Source organism: Pelomonas sp. CA6, assembly GCF_022549225.1.
Taxonomy (GTDB): domain Bacteria; phylum Pseudomonadota; class Gammaproteobacteria; order Burkholderiales; family Burkholderiaceae_C; genus Roseateles.
Window position 1 is genome coordinate 89654 of sequence record NZ_JAKZFD010000006.1, and the last position, 18163, is coordinate 107816.

Below are 18163 nucleotides of genomic sequence, written 5' to 3' on the forward strand. Positions count from 1 at the left end.
AGTCACCAAAAGGAGGGCCTGAAATGCGATTTGACCGAGGCCCGCGCTGGGCACTGAGTCCTGGCCCGACGACCATCGGGGCGGCTCCACCGCTCAGGATGTAAGTCGCTCGCCGAGTACGGCTCGACTCCACATCGGGCCTCTTGCCGAGACGCCTGCCAATTTCGCCGCGAACAGCGACTGCATTTGGGGCCGAGCGCCGGGCCGCCCCAAGCCGGCCCGCTTGGCGATACGGGTGGCTGAATGCCGCCCGTATCGGCGTCCCCTCTGGGGACCGGCCAGGGTACTCCCTGGACGAGGGGGGTATTCCAGGGCCGAGCGCCGGGCTGCCCCAAGCCGGCCCGCTTGGCGATACGGGTGGCTGAATGCCGCCCGTATCGGCGTCCCCCTGGGGGACCGGCCAGGGTACTCCCTGGACGAGGGGGTGTATTCCAGGGGCCGAGCGCCGGGCCGCCCCAAGCCGGCCCATAGGGCGAAGCAGGCGGGGCATACCCCGCCTGCTTCGCCGCCCCCTCTGGGGGCCGCCCAGCGGTCCCGCTGGGCGGGGGGCCCTATTCCGGCAAATCGAACACCAGCACCTCCGCGTCACGCCCAGCGGACAGGGTCACGGCGGGCTCGTCGGCCATTTGCAACGCGTCGCCGGCCTTCAGGGGTTGGCCGTTCACCGTCAGCTCGCCGCGCACCAGGTGCACATAGGCCAGGCGCCCCGCGGCCAGGGGGAGTTGGGCCTGTTCGGCGCCGTCGAACAAGCCGGCATACAGCCGGGCCTGCTGATGGAGGGTGACCGAACCTTGGGCCCCGTCCGGCGAGGCCACCAGGCGCAGCGCGCCGCGCTTGTCGGCATCGGGGAAGTGCGCCTGCTCGTAGCTGGGCGCCACGCCCTGGCGCTCCGGCATGATCCAGATCTGCAGGAAGTGGGTGCTGCGGTCCTGCGCATGGTTGTACTCGCTGTGCATCACGCCGGTGCCGGCGCTCATGCGCTGCACGTCGCCCGGCCGGATCACGCCGGCATGGGCGCCACCAGCACGGCCGTTGCCCATGCTGTCCTGGTGGGCCAGCTCGCCGCTGAGCACATAGCTGATGATCTCCATGTCGCGGTGACCATGGGTGCCGAAGCCGGTGCCCGGGGCGATGCGGTCCTCGTTGATCACGCGCAGCGGACCAAAGCCCATGCGGCGTGGGTTGTAGTAGTCGGCGAACGAGAAGCTGTGATAGCTGTTGAGCCAGCCGTGGTCGGCATGGCCGCGGTCGGAGGATCGGATCAGTTCAAGCATGGGGTTCTCCTTGGATGGATCCACTGTAGGCAGCGCGGTCCGCAGCGGGGCAGCGGGCTCTTGAAGCCATCGTTCAAATAAGATGAAGCCATGCCGCGTTCCAACCCCTCTTCGCCTGAATCCTCCCGGCCGACTGCGGCCGCGTCCGCCAGCGAGATGCCGCGCACCAGCGCGCAGCAGCAACCCGACAAGCGCCGCGTGCTGACGCCGGAGGCGTTGGCGATGATGGACAGCATCGCGCGCAGCGGGAGCTTTGCCGCCGCGGCGCGCGAGATGGGCAAGGTGCCCTCGGCGCTGACCTACAGCGTGCGCCAGCTGGAGGAGGCGTTGGATGTGCTGCTGTTCGACCGCAGCTCGCGCCAGGCGGTGCTGACCGCGGCGGGCCAGGAGCTGCTCACCGAGGGGCGCCGCCTGTTGCAGGAGATGGACGCCGTGGCCAACCGCGTGCGCCGCGTCGCCACCGGCTGGGAGAGCGAGCTGACCATCGCGATCGACGACGCGATCGCCCGCCGCGCGCTCTTCGATCTGATGGAGGCCTTCTACCAGCAGCGCGAGATGGGCCAGCCGCCGCCGACGAGGCTGCGGCTGCGCACCGAGGTGCTCTCGGGCACCTGGGAGGCGCTGATCTCGGGCCAGGCCGACCTGGCGATCGGCACCAGCGCCCAGCCGCCCGGCAGCGCGGTCTATTGCGAGCCGCTGGGGCCGCTGGCGATGACCTTCTGCGTCGCGCCGCATCACCCGCTGGCCGGCGCGCCCGAGCCGCTCAGCGCCGCGCTGCTGGCCCAACACCGCATCGTCGCGGTGGCCGACACGGCGCGCCAGCTCGCTCCGCTGACCGTGGGCGTGGTGCCGGGGCAGGAAACGCTCACCGTGCCCTCGATGGCCACCAAGCTGGAGGCGCTGCTGCGCGGGCTGGGCTGCGGTTCGCTGCCCACGCCCATGGTGCGCCGTCATGTCGAGGCCGGCCGCCTGGTGGCCAAGCGCACCTACCAGGGCGAGCGCCGCGTGCCGCTGCACTACGCCTGGCGCAACACCGGCCACCCGCCGGCCAAGGCCCTGGCCTGGTGGCTGGCGCAGCTGCAGACGGGCGTGACGCGCCAGGCGCTGATCGAGCAGCACGAGGGCCTGTTGCTGTGAGCGCGGCCAGCGCCTCGGCCACTTCTCAATCCCTTGGCGAGCGCCGCCCCTATGTGGGCCGCTTCGCGCCGTCGCCCACCGGGCCGCTGCACGCCGGCTCGCTGGTCGCGGCGCTGGCCAGCTGGCTGGACGCGCGCGCCCACCAGGGGCGCTGGCTGGTGCGCATCGAGGACGTGGACGGCCCGCGCTGCCCCGCGGGCGCCGACCAGTTCATCCTGCGGCAGCTCGCGGCCGTGCACCTTCTGCCGGACGAGCCGCCGCTGTGGCAGTCGCGCCGGAGCGCGCTCTACCAGGCGGCGCTGGAGCGGCTGGCGGCCCTGGGTTGGGCCTATCCCTGTGCCTGCTCGCGCAAGGACATCGCACAGGCGCTCGCGCTCCGCGGGGGCCCGCGCGAACGCCATGGCGAGCTGGTCTATCCCGGCACCTGTCGCCACGGGCTGCGGGGGCGGCCCGCGCGGGCCTGGCGGCTGCGCAGCACCGCCGGCCGCGACGACGATGCGCCGCTGGGCATCGGCTGGACGGACCGCCGCCTCGGCCCGCAATGGCAAGACCTGACCCGGGAGGTCGGCGACTTCGTGCTGAAGCGCGCCGACGGCCTGTGGGCCTACCAGCTGGCCGTGGTGGTCGACGACGGCGAGCAGGGCATCACCGACGTGGTCCGCGGCGAGGACCTGGCCGACAACACGCCGCGCCAGATGCGGCTGCAGCAGCTGCTGGGCCTGCCGCAGCCGCGCTATCTCCACACGCCGCTGGTGCTGGGCGCCAACGGCGAGAAGCTCTCCAAGCAGAACGGTGCCCAGGCGCTGGTGCTGGACGATCCGCTGGCCGCGCTGCGCCGCGCCGGCGCGGCGCTGGGCCTGCCCGAACTGCCCGCAGCGACACTGGCGGACTGGCTGGCGGCCGCGACGCAGGCCTGGGGATTGCGCTGGCGCGCCGCACGGGTGGCATGATCGAGGTCTGACGATTTCCCTCCCTCCAAAACCAAAGGACAACCCATGATCACCACCGCCTCCGGTCTGCAGTACGAGGACACGCACGTCGGCGAAGGCGCCACGGCGCAGGCCGGGCAGGACGTCAAGGTCCACTACACCGGCTGGCTGTTCCAGGATGGGCGCAAGGGCGCCAAGTTCGATTCCAGCAAGGACCGCGGCGAACCCTTCGAGTTCGAGCTCGACGGTGGCATGGTCATCCGCGGCTGGGACGAAGGCGTGCAGGGCATGAAGATCGGCGGCACCCGCGTGCTGGTGATCCCGCCGCAGCTGGGCTATGGCGCGCGCGGCGCCGGCGGCGTGATCCCGCCCAACGCGACGCTGATGTTCGAGGTCGAACTGCTGGGCGTGAGCGGCGGCAGCGAGCCGCTGGTGCTGGACCTGAGCCAGACCGGCAGCGGCCTGCAGTACCACGACGCCGTGGTCGGCGACGGCACAGTGGCCGCCGCGGGCAAGCGCGTGACCGTGCACTACACCGGCTGGCTCTACAAGGACGGCCAGCGCGGCCGCAAGTTCGACTCCAGCAAGGACCGCAACGACCCCTTCCGCTTCAACCTGGGCGGCGGCGAGGTGATCCCCGGCTGGGACGAAGGCGTGCAGGGCATGGCCGTGGGCGGCCGCCGCTGGCTGGTGATCCCGCCCGAGCTGGCCTATGGCGCCTATGGTGCCGGCGGCGTGATTCCGCCGCATGCCACGCTGATCTTCGAGGTGGAGCTGCTGGCGGTCTGAGCTCCGCCATCAACCGGCGTCCTGGCCGCGGGAGTACGCGATGAACCTGCTGGACCCCGAGCTGCTCAAGCACTACTGGACCGGCGAGCCCATGCAGGCCAATGTGCTGATGCTCGCGCATCTGCTGGCGGCGGCCCTGCTGGGGCTGCTGCTGGGCTACGAGCGCAGCTTCCACGGCCGCGCCGCGGGCATGCGCACCTATGCGCTGGTCTGCATGGCCTCGACCGGCGTGATCATCCTGCTGGCCTACCCGCAGCAGTGGTACGGCGGCCACCTGGCCGGCGGCAGCATGCCGCTGGTCGCCGACCCCACGCGGGTGATCCAGGGCGTGGTGACCGGCATCGGTTTTCTGTGCGCCGGTGTGATCATGCGCGAGGGCATGAACATCAGCGGGCTGACCACGGCGGCCTCGCTGTGGGCGGCCTGCGCGGTGGGCGTGCTGCTGGGCATGGGCTTTTACTTTGCCGCGGTCAGCCTTTCCGCGCTGTGCGCCGCGCTGATGATGTGGGGCTCCAAGCTGGAGGCCGCGCTGCCCTCGCACCCGGCGATCGCGGTGGTGATCCGCGGCGGGCCCGGCCAGCGCTTCCAGCAGGACGATCTGGTGCGCTTCACCGAGATGCTGGGCTACCGCTTCGCGCCCGGCTCGCTGAGCATCGAGCGCAGCGCGGACTTCGAGGAGTGGCGTTTCGTCTGCACCGCGCGGCGCAACTATGGCGGCGAGACGCTGACGCGGCTCTCCAGCCGCCTGCATGAGTTGCCGGGGGTGCGGGAGTTTCGGGTGACGCACGCGAGGAATTGAGGCCCCCCGGACCCGCGGGTACGCGGGTCCGGCCCCCAGAGGGGGCGGTGACACAGGCGGGGCTTGCCCCGCCTGTGTCACCCTGTGGGCCGGCTTGGGGCAGCCCGGCGCCGGCCCGTGGCAATGCGGCCCCCCGGCCAGCGAATACGCTGGTCGGCCCCCCGAGGGGGCGGCGATGCTCGCGGGGGTGGGCCCGCTCGCACATCGCCAGATGGGCCGGCTTGGGGCGGCCCGGCGCTCGGCCCTGAATACCTGTTGTTCCGGGGGAGCCCCGGGGCGCAGCCTGCGGCGGCAGCGGATGGGGCGGAGTCAGTCCTGCGCGAGCAGGCGGCGTGCGGCGCTGTCCATGGCCTGGGGGCTGCCGTCGGGCAGCTGCAGGCGCTGGGCCTGCGCGAGCTGCGGGAAGTGGTTGAGCAGCGAGCGCTCGTAGCCGGGGTCGTAGTGTTCGCGCATCAGTTCGGCGAAGACTTCGGCCCATTGGCCCTGCAGGGCCAGGTCTTGCCAGCGCTGCACGCGCTCGCGGCCGCGCAGCGTCACCAGGCCGTCCAGCAGCGCGCCGAAGCCCTGGGGGTCGGCGCGGAAGTGGGCGTAGTCCTGCAGCAGCAGCTCGACGCGGCCGGGCTCGTCCATCTCCACCCACACGCATTGGCCATGGCCGCGCATCTGCCGGTGCAGGGCCTCGGGCAGCTGCACCGAGCCGATCTTGCGGCTCTCGCTTTCGACATAGACCGGCCGCTCCGGATCCAGCGCCGCGAGCGCCCGCCACAGCGCGGTGTCGAAGCCCTTCTGCGAGGGCTGCGGCGAGCCGGGCAGGGCGCCCAGCACCGAACCGCGGTGGCGCGCCAGCGCCTCCAGGTCCAGCACCTGCGCACCCTGCGCCGCGAGCGCCTGCAGCAGCCGGGTCTTGCCGCAGCCAGTGCGGCCGCAGAGCACCACCAGGCGCAGCCGGCCAGGCAGCTGCTCCAGCGCCAGGCGCACCTCGGCGCGGAAGGACTTGTAGCCGCCCAGCAACTGCAGCGACTTGAAGCCGATCTGGTTCAGGAACCAGTTCATCGCGCCCGAGCGCTGGCCGCCGCGCCAGCAATAGACCAGCGGCCGCCAGTGCTTGGGCAGGCGCTCGCGATGCGCGTCCAGGTGGGCGGCGATGTTGCGCGCCACCATCGAGGCGCCCAGCTTGCGCGCCTCGAAGGGATCCTGCTTGTACAGCGTGCCGACGACACGGCGCTCTTCGTCGTTCAGCACCGGCCAGTTGACGGCGCCGGGCATGTGGTCCTCGGCGAACTCGGCCGGCGAGCGCACGTCGATCACCGCCGCGAAGCGCGACAGCTCCGCCAGGGCCTTGGCGGCTTCGATTTGCTGATAGGTGGCCATGCGGCGAAACAGCTCTGGTTCAGGAGGGAAGGGCGACGGCGTCCAGCAGCTCGTTCTCGATCTGCAGCTGTAGCCGGTTCTGCTGCAGCGCGGGGCCATCGACCAGGAAGGTGTCCTCGACGCGCTCGCCCAAGGTGGAGATCTTGGCCAGCTGCAGGTTGATGCCGTGCTGGGCCAGCACGCGCGCGATGGCGTAGAGCAGACCGGCACGGTCGGTGGCCGACACGGACAGCAGCCAGGCCTGCGCGCGCTCGTCCGGACGCAGCGAGACGCGCGCGGGATAGGGGAAGCTCTTGACGCGGCGCGACAACCGTCCGCGCCGCGGCTCCGGCAGCGGCGCCTGCTGCGTCAGCACCTGGGCCAGCTTGGTCTCGACCAGCGACGCGAGGTCGCGGTGGTTCAGGTCCAGGTCCGACGCGATCACCTGGAAGGTGTCCAGCGCGTAGCCGCTGCGCGTGGTGTGGACCTTGGCGTCCAGGATGTTGAAGCCGGCGCCGTCGAAGTAGCCGCAGAGGCGCGCGAACAGGTCCTGCTGGTCGCGCGCATAGACCAGCACCTGCAGGCCTTCGCCCACCGGCGAGGGGCGCGCGCGCACCACCGGCGCCTCGCTCTGCACATGGCGCCACAGCGCGCGCGCATGCCAGGCCAGGTCCTGCGCGTCGTGGCGCGCGAAGTAGCTGATCGCCAGCGTGTTCCACAGCGGCGCCTCGGTGCCGGGCAGCATGGACAGCAAGGCCAGCTGCTGGCGTGCCTCCTGCTTGCGCGTTTCGATCTCGGCGTCCAGGTTGGGCTTGGCGCCGCCCAGCGCGCGCAGCGTCAGCCGGTACAGGTCTTCCAGTAGCTTGCCCTTCCAGGCGTTCCAGACCTTGGGGCTGGTGCCGCGGATGTCGGCCACGGTGAGCAGGTACAGGGCAGTCAGGTGGCGCTCGTCGCGCACCAGTCCGGCGAACTCGGTGATCACCTCGGGGTCGGACAGGTCTTCCTTCTGCGCCACCCTTGAGAGGGTCAGGTGTTGCGCGACCAGGAACTCCACCAGCTCGCGGTCCGCGCGTTCCAGCCCGTGCTCGCGGCAGAAGCGCCGCACTTCGGTGGCGCCGAGCTCGGAATGGTCGCCGCCGCGGCCCTTGGCGATGTCGTGGAACAGCGCGGCGATGTAGAGCAGCTGGGGCTTGTCGAACTGCGCGGCGAGCTGCGAGCAGAACGGGTACTCGTGCACATGCTCGGGAATGAAGAAGCGCCGGATGTTGCGCAGCACCATCAGGATGTGCTGGTCCACCGTGTAGACGTGGAACAGGTCGTGCTGCATCTGCCCGACGATGCGCCGGAACACCCACAGATAGCGGCCCAGCACCGAGGTCTGGTTCATCAGCCGGAATACATGGGTCTGGCCCTGGGGCTGTTCCAGGATGCGCATGAACATGCGCCGGTTGTCCGGGTCGCGCCTGAAGCTGCTGTTCATCAGCGCGCGCGCGTTGTAGAGCGCGCGCAGCGTGCGCGCCGACAGGCCCTTGATGCCGGGCGTCTGCTGGAAGACGAGGAAGGTTTCCAGGATGGCGTGCGGGTCGCGCTGGTAGACATCGTCGCTGGCCACCTCCAGCATGCCGCCGCGGTCCAGGAAGCGCTCGTTGAGCGGACGCAGCGCATTTTCCTGGGTGCCCAGGATGCGCTCCTCCAGGTTCTGCATCAGGATCTGGTTGAGCTGGGCGACCGCCTTCGCGGCCCAGTAGTAGCGCCGCATCAGCTGCTCCGAGGCGCGCTGCCCCGGGCTGGCGACATAGCCGAAGCTCTGCGCGACGGCGGTCTGCAGGTCGAAGACCAGGCGGTCTTCGCGCCGCCCGGCGATCAGGTGCAGGCGGCAGCGGATGAGCTTGAGCAGGTTCTCGTTGCGCTGCAGCTGGCGGCTTTCGAAGGCGGTGATCAGTCCCTTGGCGGCGAGCTGGGGCCAGGTCTTGCCCAGCTGGGCTCCGCGCGCGATCCAGATCAGCACCTGCAGGTCGCGCAGCCCGCCGGGGCTTTCCTTGCAGTTGGGCTCCAGCGCGTAGGGCGTTTCCTCGAACTTGGTGTGGCGCTGGCGCATCTCCAGCGTCTTCGCGCGCAGGAAGGCGCGCGCGTCCAGCGCCTGCATGAACTCACGCTCGAAGCGCCGCACCAGCGGCCGCGCGCCGGCCAGCCAGCGCGATTCCAGCAGCGCGGTCTGGATGGTGACGTCGCCGGCCGCCTCGTCCAGGCATTCCCGCAGGGTGCGCACCGACGACCCGATCTCCAGCCCGGTATCCCAGCAGGCGGTGATGAAGGCTTCCAGCGCGGCCTTCAGCGGTCCGGGCTGGTGGGCTTCCAGGCCGTCGGGCAGCAACAGCAGCACGTCCACGTCGGAATGGGGGAAGAGCTCGCCGCGGCCGTAGCCGCCCACGGCCACCAGGGCCGCGTCGGCCGGCATGCCGGCCTGGGCCCAGAGCTGCTGCAGCGTGGCGTCCACATGGCGCGCCAGCCGCCGCATCAGCGTCTGCGCCGCGGCGGCGCTGGGCTTGGCCTGCGCGAAGCGCTCCAGCAGTTCGGCCTTGCCGCTCTTGAAGTGCTGGCGGAGTTCGCTCAGGGCGACGTGGGGAGGGCTCATGGCGGCATGGCTCCATGGCATGGAGTTTGGTGGGGCTGGGCGGCCGGCCTTGGCTTGCCGCGCTGTGCGCAGGGGCCGCCGGGTCTTGCTCTGGCCGGCGAGTTCCTGTTCCTGCGGGTCCAGGACAAGGAGCCCCAAAGAGGGCCAGGAATTCGATTCGACCGAGGCTGGCGCCGGGCTCCGAGGCGTGGTCCGACGACCACCGGGGCGACTCCGCCGTTCCGGAGATCAGTCGCGCGCCGGGGATGGCTCGACGCCACGCTGGGCCTCATGCCGCCGCTCGCTACCGATGGCTGAATGCCGCCGTCATCGCCGCCCCTGAGGGCCGGCCAAGGTACTCCTTGGACGGGCGGCACAAGCTGACTAGGTCCGCGTGGCCGTGATGAAGGCCGGCGGTGGCGGGCTGCCGGCCGACAGGGTGAGCACGTCATAGCCGGTGTCGGTGACGACGATGGTGTGTTCCCATTGCGCCGACAACGAACGATCCTTGGTGACGATGGTCCAGCCGTCACCCATCTCGCGGATCTCGCGGCGGCCGGCGTTGATCATGGGCTCGATGGTGAACACCATGCCGGGCACCAGCTCTTCCAGCGTGCCCGGGCGGCCGTAGTGCAGCACCTGCGGCTCTTCGTGGAATTTCTTCCCGATGCCATGGCCGCAGAATTCGCGCACGACGGAGAAACCGGCGTTCTCGGCAAAAGTCTGGATCGCATGGCCGATGTCGCCCAGGCGCGCGCCGGGCTTGACCTTGGCGATGCCGCGCCACATGGCTTCGTAGGTGAAGCTGCACAGGCGCTTGGCGGCGATGGAGCCCTCGCCGACGATGAACATGCGGCTGGTGTCACCGTGCCAGCCATCCTTGATCACGGTAACGTCGATGTTGACGATGTCGCCGTTCTTCAGCGGCCGGTCGTTGGGAATGCCGTGGCAGACCTGGTGGTTGACCGAGGTGCAGATCGCCGCGGGGAAGGGCGGGTAGCCGGGCGGCTGGTAGCCAATGGTGGCCGAGATCGCGCCCTGCACCTCGAGGATGTGGTGGCGTGCGAGGTCGTCCAGCTGCTGCGTCGTGACCCCGGGCTTCACATGCGGCGTCAGCATGTCCAGCACTTCGGAGGCCAGACGGCCGGCAACGCGCATGGCGTCGATGTCGGCGCCGGTCTTGATCGTGATCGTCATGGGCTTGATTTTAGTCGGCCCACACCACCAGTCCGCTCCAGGCCGTGGCCAAGACCACGATGCCGAAGGCGATGCGGTACCAGGCGAAGGGCACGAAGCTGTGCGAGGAGATGTAGCGCAGCAGCCAGCGCACGCAGATCCAGGCACTGACGAAGGAGAACAGCAGGCCCACGCCGAACAGCGGGATGTCCGCGGCCGACAGCAGCGCGCGCTCCTTGTAGAGGCTGTACAGCCCGGCGCCGATCAGCGTCGGGATGGCGAGGAAGAAGGAGAAGTCGGTGGCCGCCTTGCGCGACAGGCCCAGCAGCATGCCGCCGATGATGGTGGCGCCGGAGCGGCTGGTCCCCGGCACCATGGCCAGGCACTGCACCAGCCCCACCTTCAGCGCGTCCAGCGGCCCCATCTGGTCCACGTCCTGCACGCGCACGGCCGACGGCGGACGGCGCTCCGCCCACAGGATGATCAGGCCGCCCAGGATGAAGGTGGAGGCGACCACGGTGGGCGTGAACAGATGGGCCTTGATCGCCTTGCCGAACAGCAGGCCCAGCACCACGGCGGGCAGGAAGCCGATCGCGACATTGAGCACGAAGCGGCGCGCGCGCGCGTCGCTGCCCAGGCCGGCCGCCGTGTCGCGCAGCCGCTGCCAGTAGACGATGATCACCGCCAGGATGGCGCCGGTCTGGATCGCGATGTCGAAGACCTTGCTCTTGTCGTCGTCGAAGCCGAGCAGCGAGCCCGCGAGGATCAGGTGGCCGGTGGAGGAAATGGGCAGGAATTCGGTCAGGCCTTCGACGATGCCCATCAGGGCGGCCTTGATCAACAGCACGACGTCCAAGACACGGACCTCCTAGCGAATGGAACTTCAGACGGCCCAGGGCGGCCGGCGAGCGCGGATCATAGCGGCGCGACCGCGCGGGCATGCGCCCACGGGCCGGGCCGCGGCGAAAAAAAGCCAGCCCCGCGGGCTGGCTGTGGTGTCATCGCAAACCCGGGTTCAGCGGGTGCTGCCGCCCTTGCGGCGCAGGCTGAAGACGCCGAACAGCGCCATGCCGGCCAGGGCCAGCGAGCCCGGCTCGGGCACGTTGTTGCTGTTGCCGGCGGCGGTCACGCGCAGGAAGGACTGCGAGGCGAAGTTGTTGCTCTGGTAGACCGTGTAGGTGTAGTTGGTCGTGGCCGACAGGTCGGTGCCGTTGACGTTGCTCCAGTTGCCGGAGGCCAGGGCGCTCAGATAGGCGTCGACCTGGGTCTTCAGCGACGCGTTGGGCGTGGCGGCCGCGGTATTGAAGCGCAGGCCGCCGGCGGTGCTGCTGTAGTTGCTCTCGCCTTCGAGCTCCCACACCGCCCACTGGAAGGCGGCGACCTTGGTGTCGTTGCCCGACTTGGTGGGGTCGGCCTCGGCGTAGGCATGCGCGTACAGCTCGGTCAGCTTGGACAGCACGGTGGCCTCGTTGCGAGCGATGTACTTGTTGCCCGACGCCGGGTTGGTGTAGGTGCTGCTGGTGTAGCTACCCTGCGAGAACTGGGCCTTGTATTCGCTGGAGCCGGTGGGTGTCAGCCAGTCCGACAGGCTCATGGTCGTGTAGGACGAGGGCAGGTCGGTGCTGGTCAGCGGGTCCACGCAATAGACCCAGAAGGATTCATTGCTGCTGGTGTCGGTGACCTTCTGGGAGCGGAAGCTCGCCGAGCGCGAGCTGTCGCCGAAGTAGACGGTGGCGCTGGTGCCCTTGGTCTGGTTGGCGCTGCTGAGGTTGGCGTTGCCCGCCTGAGCCTGCAGGGCCCCGAGGGCGAAGCCCATGGCCAGCAGCAGTTGGACGGCAGTCTTGGTCGGCGCGGCAATGGCGGGCATGTGTTCTTCTCCCTGGTGTCGGTCTGGAGTCGGGCGGCGGCCGGCACGGACCGGTCGCAGCTGGGGCGCAAGCGTAACAAGTCGTAGATCGCCCACAACCCCACGACCCGGGGGGCTGTGGCGCCGATGCGGGGTTTGTGTGGACGAGATCACAGTCCCAGATCCTTGCGCAGCTGTTGGACGGCCGGCGGCAGCGCGCGCCCACCGGCGTTGGCGACGACCACGGCCAGCTCCTCCCTGGCCTCGGCCTTGCGGCCGACCTGGGCCAGCGCGCTGGCGAGGTGGAAGCGGATGTCCATCTGCGCCGGGTTGCGCAGGCGCGCGGCGCGCAGGTGGCGCAGTGCGCCCGACGGGTCGCCCCGCTGCACCAGGATCCAACCCAGGGCGTCGGCCACCTCGGGGTCGTCCGGCGCGGCGGCCAGGGCCTTCTCGGCCAAAGCCTGGGCACCGGGGTCCTTGAGCTGCTGCAGCACCTGGGCCTGGCGGCTCATCAGCGAGGCGTTGCCCGGCTCCGCGGCCAGCAGGCGCTGCAGCGAGGCCTTGGCCGCGTCGTGGCGGCCCGCCAGCACCTGCAGTTCCGCGACGGCCTTGAGGGCATTGCGGTCGGCCGGGTTCTTGGCGCTCCATCCCTCGATGAAGGCGAGGGCCTTGGGCAGGTCGCCCGCGGCCAGCTGGGCCTGGGTCACGAGGATGGCCGTGGCGGTGTTGGGTGCCTTGTCCATCGCGCCGCGATAACTGTTCAGCGCGGCGGGGAACAGGCCGCGCGACATCGCGACATGGCCGCTGGTGATCAGCGCCGGCACGCTGCCCGCGTGCTTGGCATTGAGGGCGGCCAGCGCGCTGTCGACCTTGGCCGGCTGGCCACGCTTGGCCGCGATCTCGACGCGCAGGGTCAGCGCGCCCAGGTCGTCGGGGCTGGCCTGCAGCGCCTTCTGCACGTTGTACTCGGCGCCGTCCAGGTTGCCGGCGGCGAGCTGCAGCCGGCCGATCGCGGTCTGCTTGCCGGCGTCGAACTCGGCCAGCTTGGTCGCCTCCTGCAGGCGCAGCCGGGCATTGCGCGCATCGCCGGCGGCCAGATAGGCGCGTGCCTCCGCCACCTGCACGGTCAGGTGGCTGGGGTATTTGGCGCCCAGGGCCTTGGCGGCTTCCAGCGCCTTGGCGCTCTGGCGCTGCTCATTCAGCACTTCGATCAGCGCGAGGCCGGCGCGCGGGTCGCCGCGCTGCAGCTCACTGGCGCGCTCCAGCAGCGGCTGGGCCTGCTCCAGCCGTCCGGCGCGGTATTCCAGCACGCCGGTCTGGAAGAGGATCTCGGCGTCGTCGCGGTTGGCGGCCAGCAGCGGCGCCAGCCGCGCGCGCGCGGCGTCGAAGCGGCGTTCCTCCATGTCCAGCCAGGCCAGGCTCTGCACCGAGGGGCGGAAGGACGGGTCCTTCTTGAGCACCTGCTCGAAGGCCTCGCGGGCGCCGCGTTTGTCGCCGATGCGGCCCTTCATGTTGCCGAGGAAGTTCAGCAAGGCCAGGTTGGCTGGATCGCGCTTGAGCAGCGACTCCGCCGTCTGCACTGCCTTGGCGGTCTGGCCCTGGCTGGCGTAAATCATGGTCAGCTGCATGCCGGCGCGCGCATCGGCGACGTTGGCGGCGAAAGCCTTTTCCAGGTTGGCCAGGCCTTCGCGGCCTTGTCCCAGCGCGAGCTGGCTGAAGCCCAGCGCCTGCATGGCTTCGGGGGCGCCCCCCTGGGCTACGGCCTTTTCCAGCAGTTCACTGGCCTGCAGATAGCGCTTGCGCGCCATCTGCACCGTGCCCAGCAGGTACATCACGCGGGTGTCGCTGGGGTCGGCGCGCTGCAGGTTTTCCAGCAGCGGCTGGGCCACGTTGTAGTCCTGCGCGCGCACGGCGATGGAGGCCAGCAGCAGCTGGCCGGCATAGTGGCGCGGGTTGAGGCTGAGCAGCGACTTCAGCAGCTCGCGCGCCTTTTCGCCGTTGTCCAGCGCGTTCTGCGCCAGCGCGCCGGCCAGCAGCAGCGGTTCGCTGGCCTGCAGCGCGCCGGGCGGCACGGCATCGAGCAGGCTGGCCGCCTCTTCGTAGGCGGCACGCGCGGCCGGGTCCTTGCGGCGCTCCAGCAGCGTGGCGCGCATGTAGGAGGCGCGCGGGTCGCGCAGGTCCCAGGTCTTGAGCTGGGCGAGGTCGCGTTCGGCGTCGGCCTCGCGGCCCAGGGTCAGCAGCACGGCTGCGCGCGAGACCAGGGCATCGACATGGCGCGGTTCCAGCTTCAGCGCCTGGTCGTGGGCGGCCAGCGCCCCCTTGAGGTCGCCGGTGGCGTGCAGCATGGAGCCCAGCGTGTACCAGGCGGCGGCGCTTTGCGGCGCCAGTTCGGTGGCCTTGCGGGCCGCGGCCTTGGCGGGTTCGCGCTCGCCCTGGCGCAGCAGCAGCGGCGCCTCGGCGATCAAGGGCACCGGCGAACGCGGCGCGGCGGCGCGCGCCTCGGTGAAGCTGCGCCGCGCCTCGGCCGCATCGCCCTGCAGCGCCTGGGCCGAGCCGCGCAGCGTCAGCACCTCGGCCTGGAGGTTGGGCGGCAGGCCGGCGGGGGAGATTTCGGCGAGCAGCTTCTTGCGTTCGCCCAGCAGCGTGTACAGCTCGCCCAGCGGCAGCATCAGCTCGCTGCGGCTGACGCCCTGCTTGCGCGCCTCCTCGAACGCGGCTTCGGCGGCGCGCAGTTCGCCGGAGCGCAGCAGCACCTTGCCCAGCAGCAGATGGGCGGCGAGCAGGCGCTGGTCCTCGCGGATCGCGTTCTTCAGCTGAATCGCGGCGCCGGGCAGGTCCTTGGACTCGTAGCGCTGCAGCGCGTCTTCGTAGAAGCGGGCCGCCTTGTCGGGCGTGGCCCCGGCCCAGCCCGACAGGGCCAACAGCGCGGCGCAGGCGCTGGCGCGCAGCAGGGGGGGGGACGGGCGGGAGGAACGTAGGCGCGGTCTCTCAAGCATGGGCGGCAGTATCCGGGATCACCGCGCGCGGCCGGACGCTCGCTTGAGGGGGCGTCACGGCCGAACGGTGATTTATTCCCTGGCCGCGGCGTCGTCTTCCAAAAGGCCACGAGCCGCTCGCCGGGGGCTGCCTCCGCGTGGCTTCGACGTCGGAGACGGTCACTCAGAACGACTGGCGCACACCGACCGCCAGGCCCCTGGGGTCGGCGCCCGGCTGGGCGGCGGCCACCAGCGCATCGCTGGCGTAGAGGCTGAAGGATGCATTCGCGCCGTTGAACAACCGGCCATAGTTGGCATACACGACCGTCTGTTTGGACAGGCTGTAGAGGGTGCCCAGCCCCAGCACCGTGCCCTTGCGCGCGGCGGTGCCGGCCGGACCGTCCTGATGCAGGCGCTGCAACTGCCCCAGCAGCAGGATCTGGCCCATGCTGACCGAGGCACCCAACCAGGCGTTGCGGGCGCGCTGAGGCGCGCCGACCTGCCAGTAGCCGCCGGCGACGGTGAGCGCGCCCAGCGTGTAGCGCGCGCCCAGCAGCAGGTCCTTGCGTTGGGCCGTCGCACCGGTGAAGGCCGATGGCGAGCCGCCGACCACGGGATAGGTCAGCGCCTGGTAGGACGCGTTCAGGCTGAGTCGCTCCGTCGTGTAGTCGACACCCAGGCCGACGAACTCGTTGGCATGGCGGGGCGGGCTGGCCGCATCGCCGCCAGCACTCTCGGAACCCAGGCTGTAGGCGACGCGCCCGCTGAGGCCGTCCCAGGATGGCGAGCGGTAGAACAGCGCATTGCTGACGCGTGCCCAGCGCTCGACCCCGCCGGCCAGCGGCACGATCGCCTGCAGGTTGCCGAACAGCCCGAAGCGGAAGATGTCGGACTCCAGTCCGGCATAGAACAGTGGGGTGTAGTCGCGCCCCAGGCTCAGCGAGCCGTAGGTGCTGCTCTCCAGTCCCACGATGGCGCGCCGGTTGAAGCCCGTCCCGACCCCGCCATTGGGCGCCTGAGGCGTGGCCGTGGCCGGGTTGCCGGCATAGGGCTTGGCCGCGCCGGTGTCCATGTCCAGCCCGGCTTCGAGCGTGAAGAAGGCCTTGACGCCATGACCCAGTTCCTCGCCGCCGCGCAGGCCCCAGCGCGAGGCCGCGAGCACGCCCGAGCCCACGCCCTTGACGCTGGCACCGCCGGGCGCGCCGGTGCTGGTGGCCGTGATGGCGGCGTCGACGAGTCCGTAGAGGGACAGGGTTTGCGCCTGGGCCGGTGTGCCCTGCAGGGCCAGCAGCAGGGGCAGCAGGCCCAGCGAGGCGTGGCGCCGGGGGCGGCGCAGCTTGGAATTCTTCATCGCGTTGTCTCCAGTGAGGGGTTGAGAAAGTGCACGGACACGCCCAGGCTCCCGCCGCCACGGGGCCCTGAGGGCTTGTGGCGGGCACTGCATCGGCATCTCGGTACGGGTGCCGGGCGCCAGGTGTCAGGCCCCGGCGCGCCGGGTCACAGGGCCTGGAACTCCACGACGCCCCCTTTCATGACCAGGGGGATGTGCTCGCCCTGGCCGAGCAGGCAGTCGATGCTGCGCAGCGGATTGCCATCCACCAGCAGCAAGTCCGCGAGCGCGCCCGGCGCGAGGCGTCCCAGCCGCTGGCCCATGCCCAGCAGCTCGGCGCCGACCACCGTGGCGCTGGCGATCACCTCGGCCGGCGACAGCACCTGGGTGCGCAAACGGAACTCGTCGCTCTGCAGCCGGTGAGAGGCCCCGAGCAGGTCGGTGCCGAAGCCCATCGGCACACCGGCGGCCTTGAGGATCTCCAGCGCGCGCAGCCCGGCATCGCGCACCTCGGCCACCTTGGCGACGCTGGCCGGCGGCAGCCCCAGCGAGGCGCCTTCGGTTGCCAGCGCGTCATAGGTGACCAGCGTGGGCACCGCGTAGGTGCCGCACTGGGCCATCACGCCGGCGCTCTGGGCGTCGACCCGGTTGGCATGCTCGATGCTGCGGACGCCGCAGCGCGCGGCCCGCGCGATGGTGGCCGGCGTGTAGGCGTGCGCGAGCACATAGGTCTGGCGGCCCGCCGCTTCGGCGACGATGGCGCGGATCTCGTCCTCGCTGTAGCCGAAGGCCTCGATGGGATCGGTGGGCGAGGCCACGCCGCCCGACGCCATGATCTTGATCTGGTCGGCGCCCATCTGCAGTTCCTCGCGCGCGGCCTTGCGCACCGCGTCCACGCCGTCGGCGACGCGCGCGATCTCGCCGACGCGCGCGCAATTGGGGCAGAGGCTGGCGGCGGTGAGGTAGTCCGAGCGGGCGCGCGCGTCGCCATGCCCGCCCGTCTGGCTCAGCGCGCGGCCCGACACGAAGAGCCGCGGGCCCTGGATCAAGCCGGCCTCCATCGCCTGCTTGAACGCGGCCCCGGCGCCGCCCGCGTCGCGCACGGTGGTGAAGCCGCGCCGCAGCATGCCCCGCAGGATGGGCACGCTGCGCAAGGTCACCAGGACATTGGGCAGATGCGCCTGCAGTGCCAGGTTCAGCTCCACCGCGATCACATGCACATGCAGGTCAATCAGCCCCGGCATCACCGTCCTGCCGCCGGCGTCGATGACGCGGGCATGGCCCGCCGCCAGGGGACGGTCGGAGACCTCGCGAATCGTGTCGCCCTCGATCAGCAGGTCGTGGCGGTCCAGCAGCTCCGCCTGCAGGGGGTCGAGCAGCCGGGCGTTCTTGATCAGTGTGGTGTTGCGGATCATGGAGGTTCAGAAACAGGCTCTTGCGGGCGCCCGCAGCGCGGGCAGGGCGAGTTGGGCCAGCACCAGGCCGAAGGCCAGATGGGCGGGGCGGTACCAGCCCTCCTGGTGCAGCAGGTTCAACGTGCCCAGGGTTTCGCCCTGCCAGCACACCGGCAGGTTCAGCGCGCTGGCGCAGCCCAGCGACAGGATCTGCGCATGGTCTGCAAAGGTGGCGCGAATGTCGTCGGCGTCGCGGGCGATGTAGGGCTCGCCGCGCTCCAGCACCTGGGCCACCCACGGCGAATCGGCGATTGGCTTGCTGCCGTTCAGGGGATAGGCGTCGGGCTGGCTGGTGTAGACGCGCTGCGCCTGGCGCGCGTGGCGGTCGAAGCGCAACACCGTGAACAGCCGGTGGCCCAGCACCGCCGCCGCCGCCTCGTTGAGTGCTTCAAAGACCGCGCCTGGGTGGCGCCCCTGTTGCGCATGGGATTGCGCGACCCGGGACAGCCAGGCCACGGGCATGGATTCGGAGCTGTGGTTCATGGCGGGG

General features: G+C 70.9%; 14 protein-coding genes and 1 pseudogene. 5 read left to right on the forward strand and 10 right to left on the reverse strand.

What is annotated here, in order from left to right:
* Positions 1 to 551 precede the first annotated feature (551 nt).
* Positions 552 to 1274, reverse strand: a complete 723-nt coding sequence (locus tag LZ017_RS11785; protein ID WP_241397026.1) for a pirin family protein — start codon at positions 1272 to 1274, stop codon at positions 552 to 554.
* Between the two features lie 156 nt (positions 1275 to 1430).
* Between LZ017_RS11785 and LZ017_RS11790 the strand changes: the two genes are divergently transcribed.
* The 5 genes and pseudogenes from LZ017_RS11790 to LZ017_RS11810 all read left to right on the forward strand — a co-directional run bounded on the left by LZ017_RS11790 (position 1431) and on the right by LZ017_RS11810 (position 4928).
* Positions 1431 to 2411, forward strand: coding sequence for a LysR family transcriptional regulator (locus LZ017_RS11790; RefSeq protein ID WP_241397195.1), 981 nt, complete (start codon positions 1431 to 1433; stop codon positions 2409 to 2411).
* Positions 2408 to 3361: a tRNA glutamyl-Q(34) synthetase GluQRS gene (gene gluQRS, locus LZ017_RS11795; protein ID WP_241397027.1), complete on the forward strand. Its 954-nt coding sequence runs from the start codon at positions 2408 to 2410 to the stop codon at positions 3359 to 3361. The genes LZ017_RS11790 and gluQRS overlap by 4 nt, the downstream gene beginning before the upstream one ends.
* A gap of 45 nt (positions 3362 to 3406) precedes the next feature.
* A pseudogene (locus LZ017_RS11800) lies at positions 3407 to 3751 on the forward strand (FKBP-type peptidyl-prolyl cis-trans isomerase); the annotation flags it as partial.
* Between the two features lie 30 nt (positions 3752 to 3781).
* The gene (locus LZ017_RS11805) at positions 3782 to 4129 is read left to right on the forward strand and encodes an FKBP-type peptidyl-prolyl cis-trans isomerase (RefSeq protein WP_241397196.1); all 348 of its coding nucleotides are present in this window, start codon (positions 3782 to 3784) and stop codon (positions 4127 to 4129) included.
* Positions 4130 to 4169: 40 nt separating this feature from the next.
* Positions 4170 to 4928, forward strand: coding sequence for an MgtC/SapB family protein (locus tag LZ017_RS11810; RefSeq protein ID WP_241397028.1), 759 nt, complete (start codon positions 4170 to 4172; stop codon positions 4926 to 4928).
* A gap of 309 nt (positions 4929 to 5237) precedes the next feature.
* Here the strand turns inward: LZ017_RS11810 and mnmH are convergent, their stop codons facing one another.
* The 9 genes from mnmH to LZ017_RS11855 all read right to left on the reverse strand — a co-directional run bounded on the left by mnmH (position 5238) and on the right by LZ017_RS11855 (position 18156).
* A complete protein-coding gene (gene mnmH / locus LZ017_RS11815; RefSeq protein ID WP_241397029.1) occupies positions 5238 to 6299 on the reverse strand; it encodes a tRNA 2-selenouridine(34) synthase MnmH in 1062 nt (353 codons plus the stop codon).
* Positions 6300 to 6318: 19 nt separating this feature from the next.
* On the reverse strand, positions 6319 to 8913 hold the full coding sequence (locus tag LZ017_RS11820) for a [protein-PII] uridylyltransferase (RefSeq protein ID WP_241397030.1): 2595 nt from the start codon (positions 8911 to 8913) through the stop codon (positions 6319 to 6321).
* Between the two features lie 363 nt (positions 8914 to 9276).
* Complete coding sequence (map, locus tag LZ017_RS11825; protein ID WP_241397031.1) at positions 9277 to 10089, reverse strand: type I methionyl aminopeptidase; 813 nt, start codon at positions 10087 to 10089, stop codon at positions 9277 to 9279.
* Positions 10090 to 10099: 10 nt separating this feature from the next.
* Complete coding sequence (locus LZ017_RS11830) at positions 10100 to 10924, reverse strand: undecaprenyl-diphosphate phosphatase (RefSeq protein WP_241397032.1); 825 nt, start codon at positions 10922 to 10924, stop codon at positions 10100 to 10102.
* Between the two features lie 159 nt (positions 10925 to 11083).
* The gene (locus LZ017_RS11835; RefSeq protein ID WP_241397033.1) at positions 11084 to 11935 is read right to left on the reverse strand and encodes a PEP-CTERM sorting domain-containing protein; all 852 of its coding nucleotides are present in this window, start codon (positions 11933 to 11935) and stop codon (positions 11084 to 11086) included.
* 149 nt (positions 11936 to 12084) lie between these two features.
* The gene (gene prsT / locus LZ017_RS11840; RefSeq protein WP_241397034.1) at positions 12085 to 14910 is read right to left on the reverse strand and encodes an XrtA/PEP-CTERM system TPR-repeat protein PrsT; all 2826 of its coding nucleotides are present in this window, start codon (positions 14908 to 14910) and stop codon (positions 12085 to 12087) included.
* Between the two features lie 163 nt (positions 14911 to 15073).
* Positions 15074 to 16240 carry a porin gene (locus tag LZ017_RS11845; RefSeq protein ID WP_241397035.1) on the reverse strand — a complete coding sequence of 389 codons (1167 nt, stop codon included), beginning with the start codon at positions 16238 to 16240 and terminating at the stop codon, positions 15074 to 15076.
* A gap of 146 nt (positions 16241 to 16386) precedes the next feature.
* Positions 16387 to 17634 (reverse strand): amidohydrolase family protein, encoded by a 1248-nt coding sequence (locus LZ017_RS11850; RefSeq protein ID WP_241397036.1) that lies wholly within the window; start codon positions 17632 to 17634, stop codon positions 16387 to 16389.
* Positions 17635 to 17640: 6 nt separating this feature from the next.
* Positions 17641 to 18156, reverse strand: a complete 516-nt coding sequence (locus LZ017_RS11855) for a GAF domain-containing protein (protein WP_241397037.1) — start codon at positions 18154 to 18156, stop codon at positions 17641 to 17643.
* Positions 18157 to 18163: the final 7 nt, after the last annotated feature.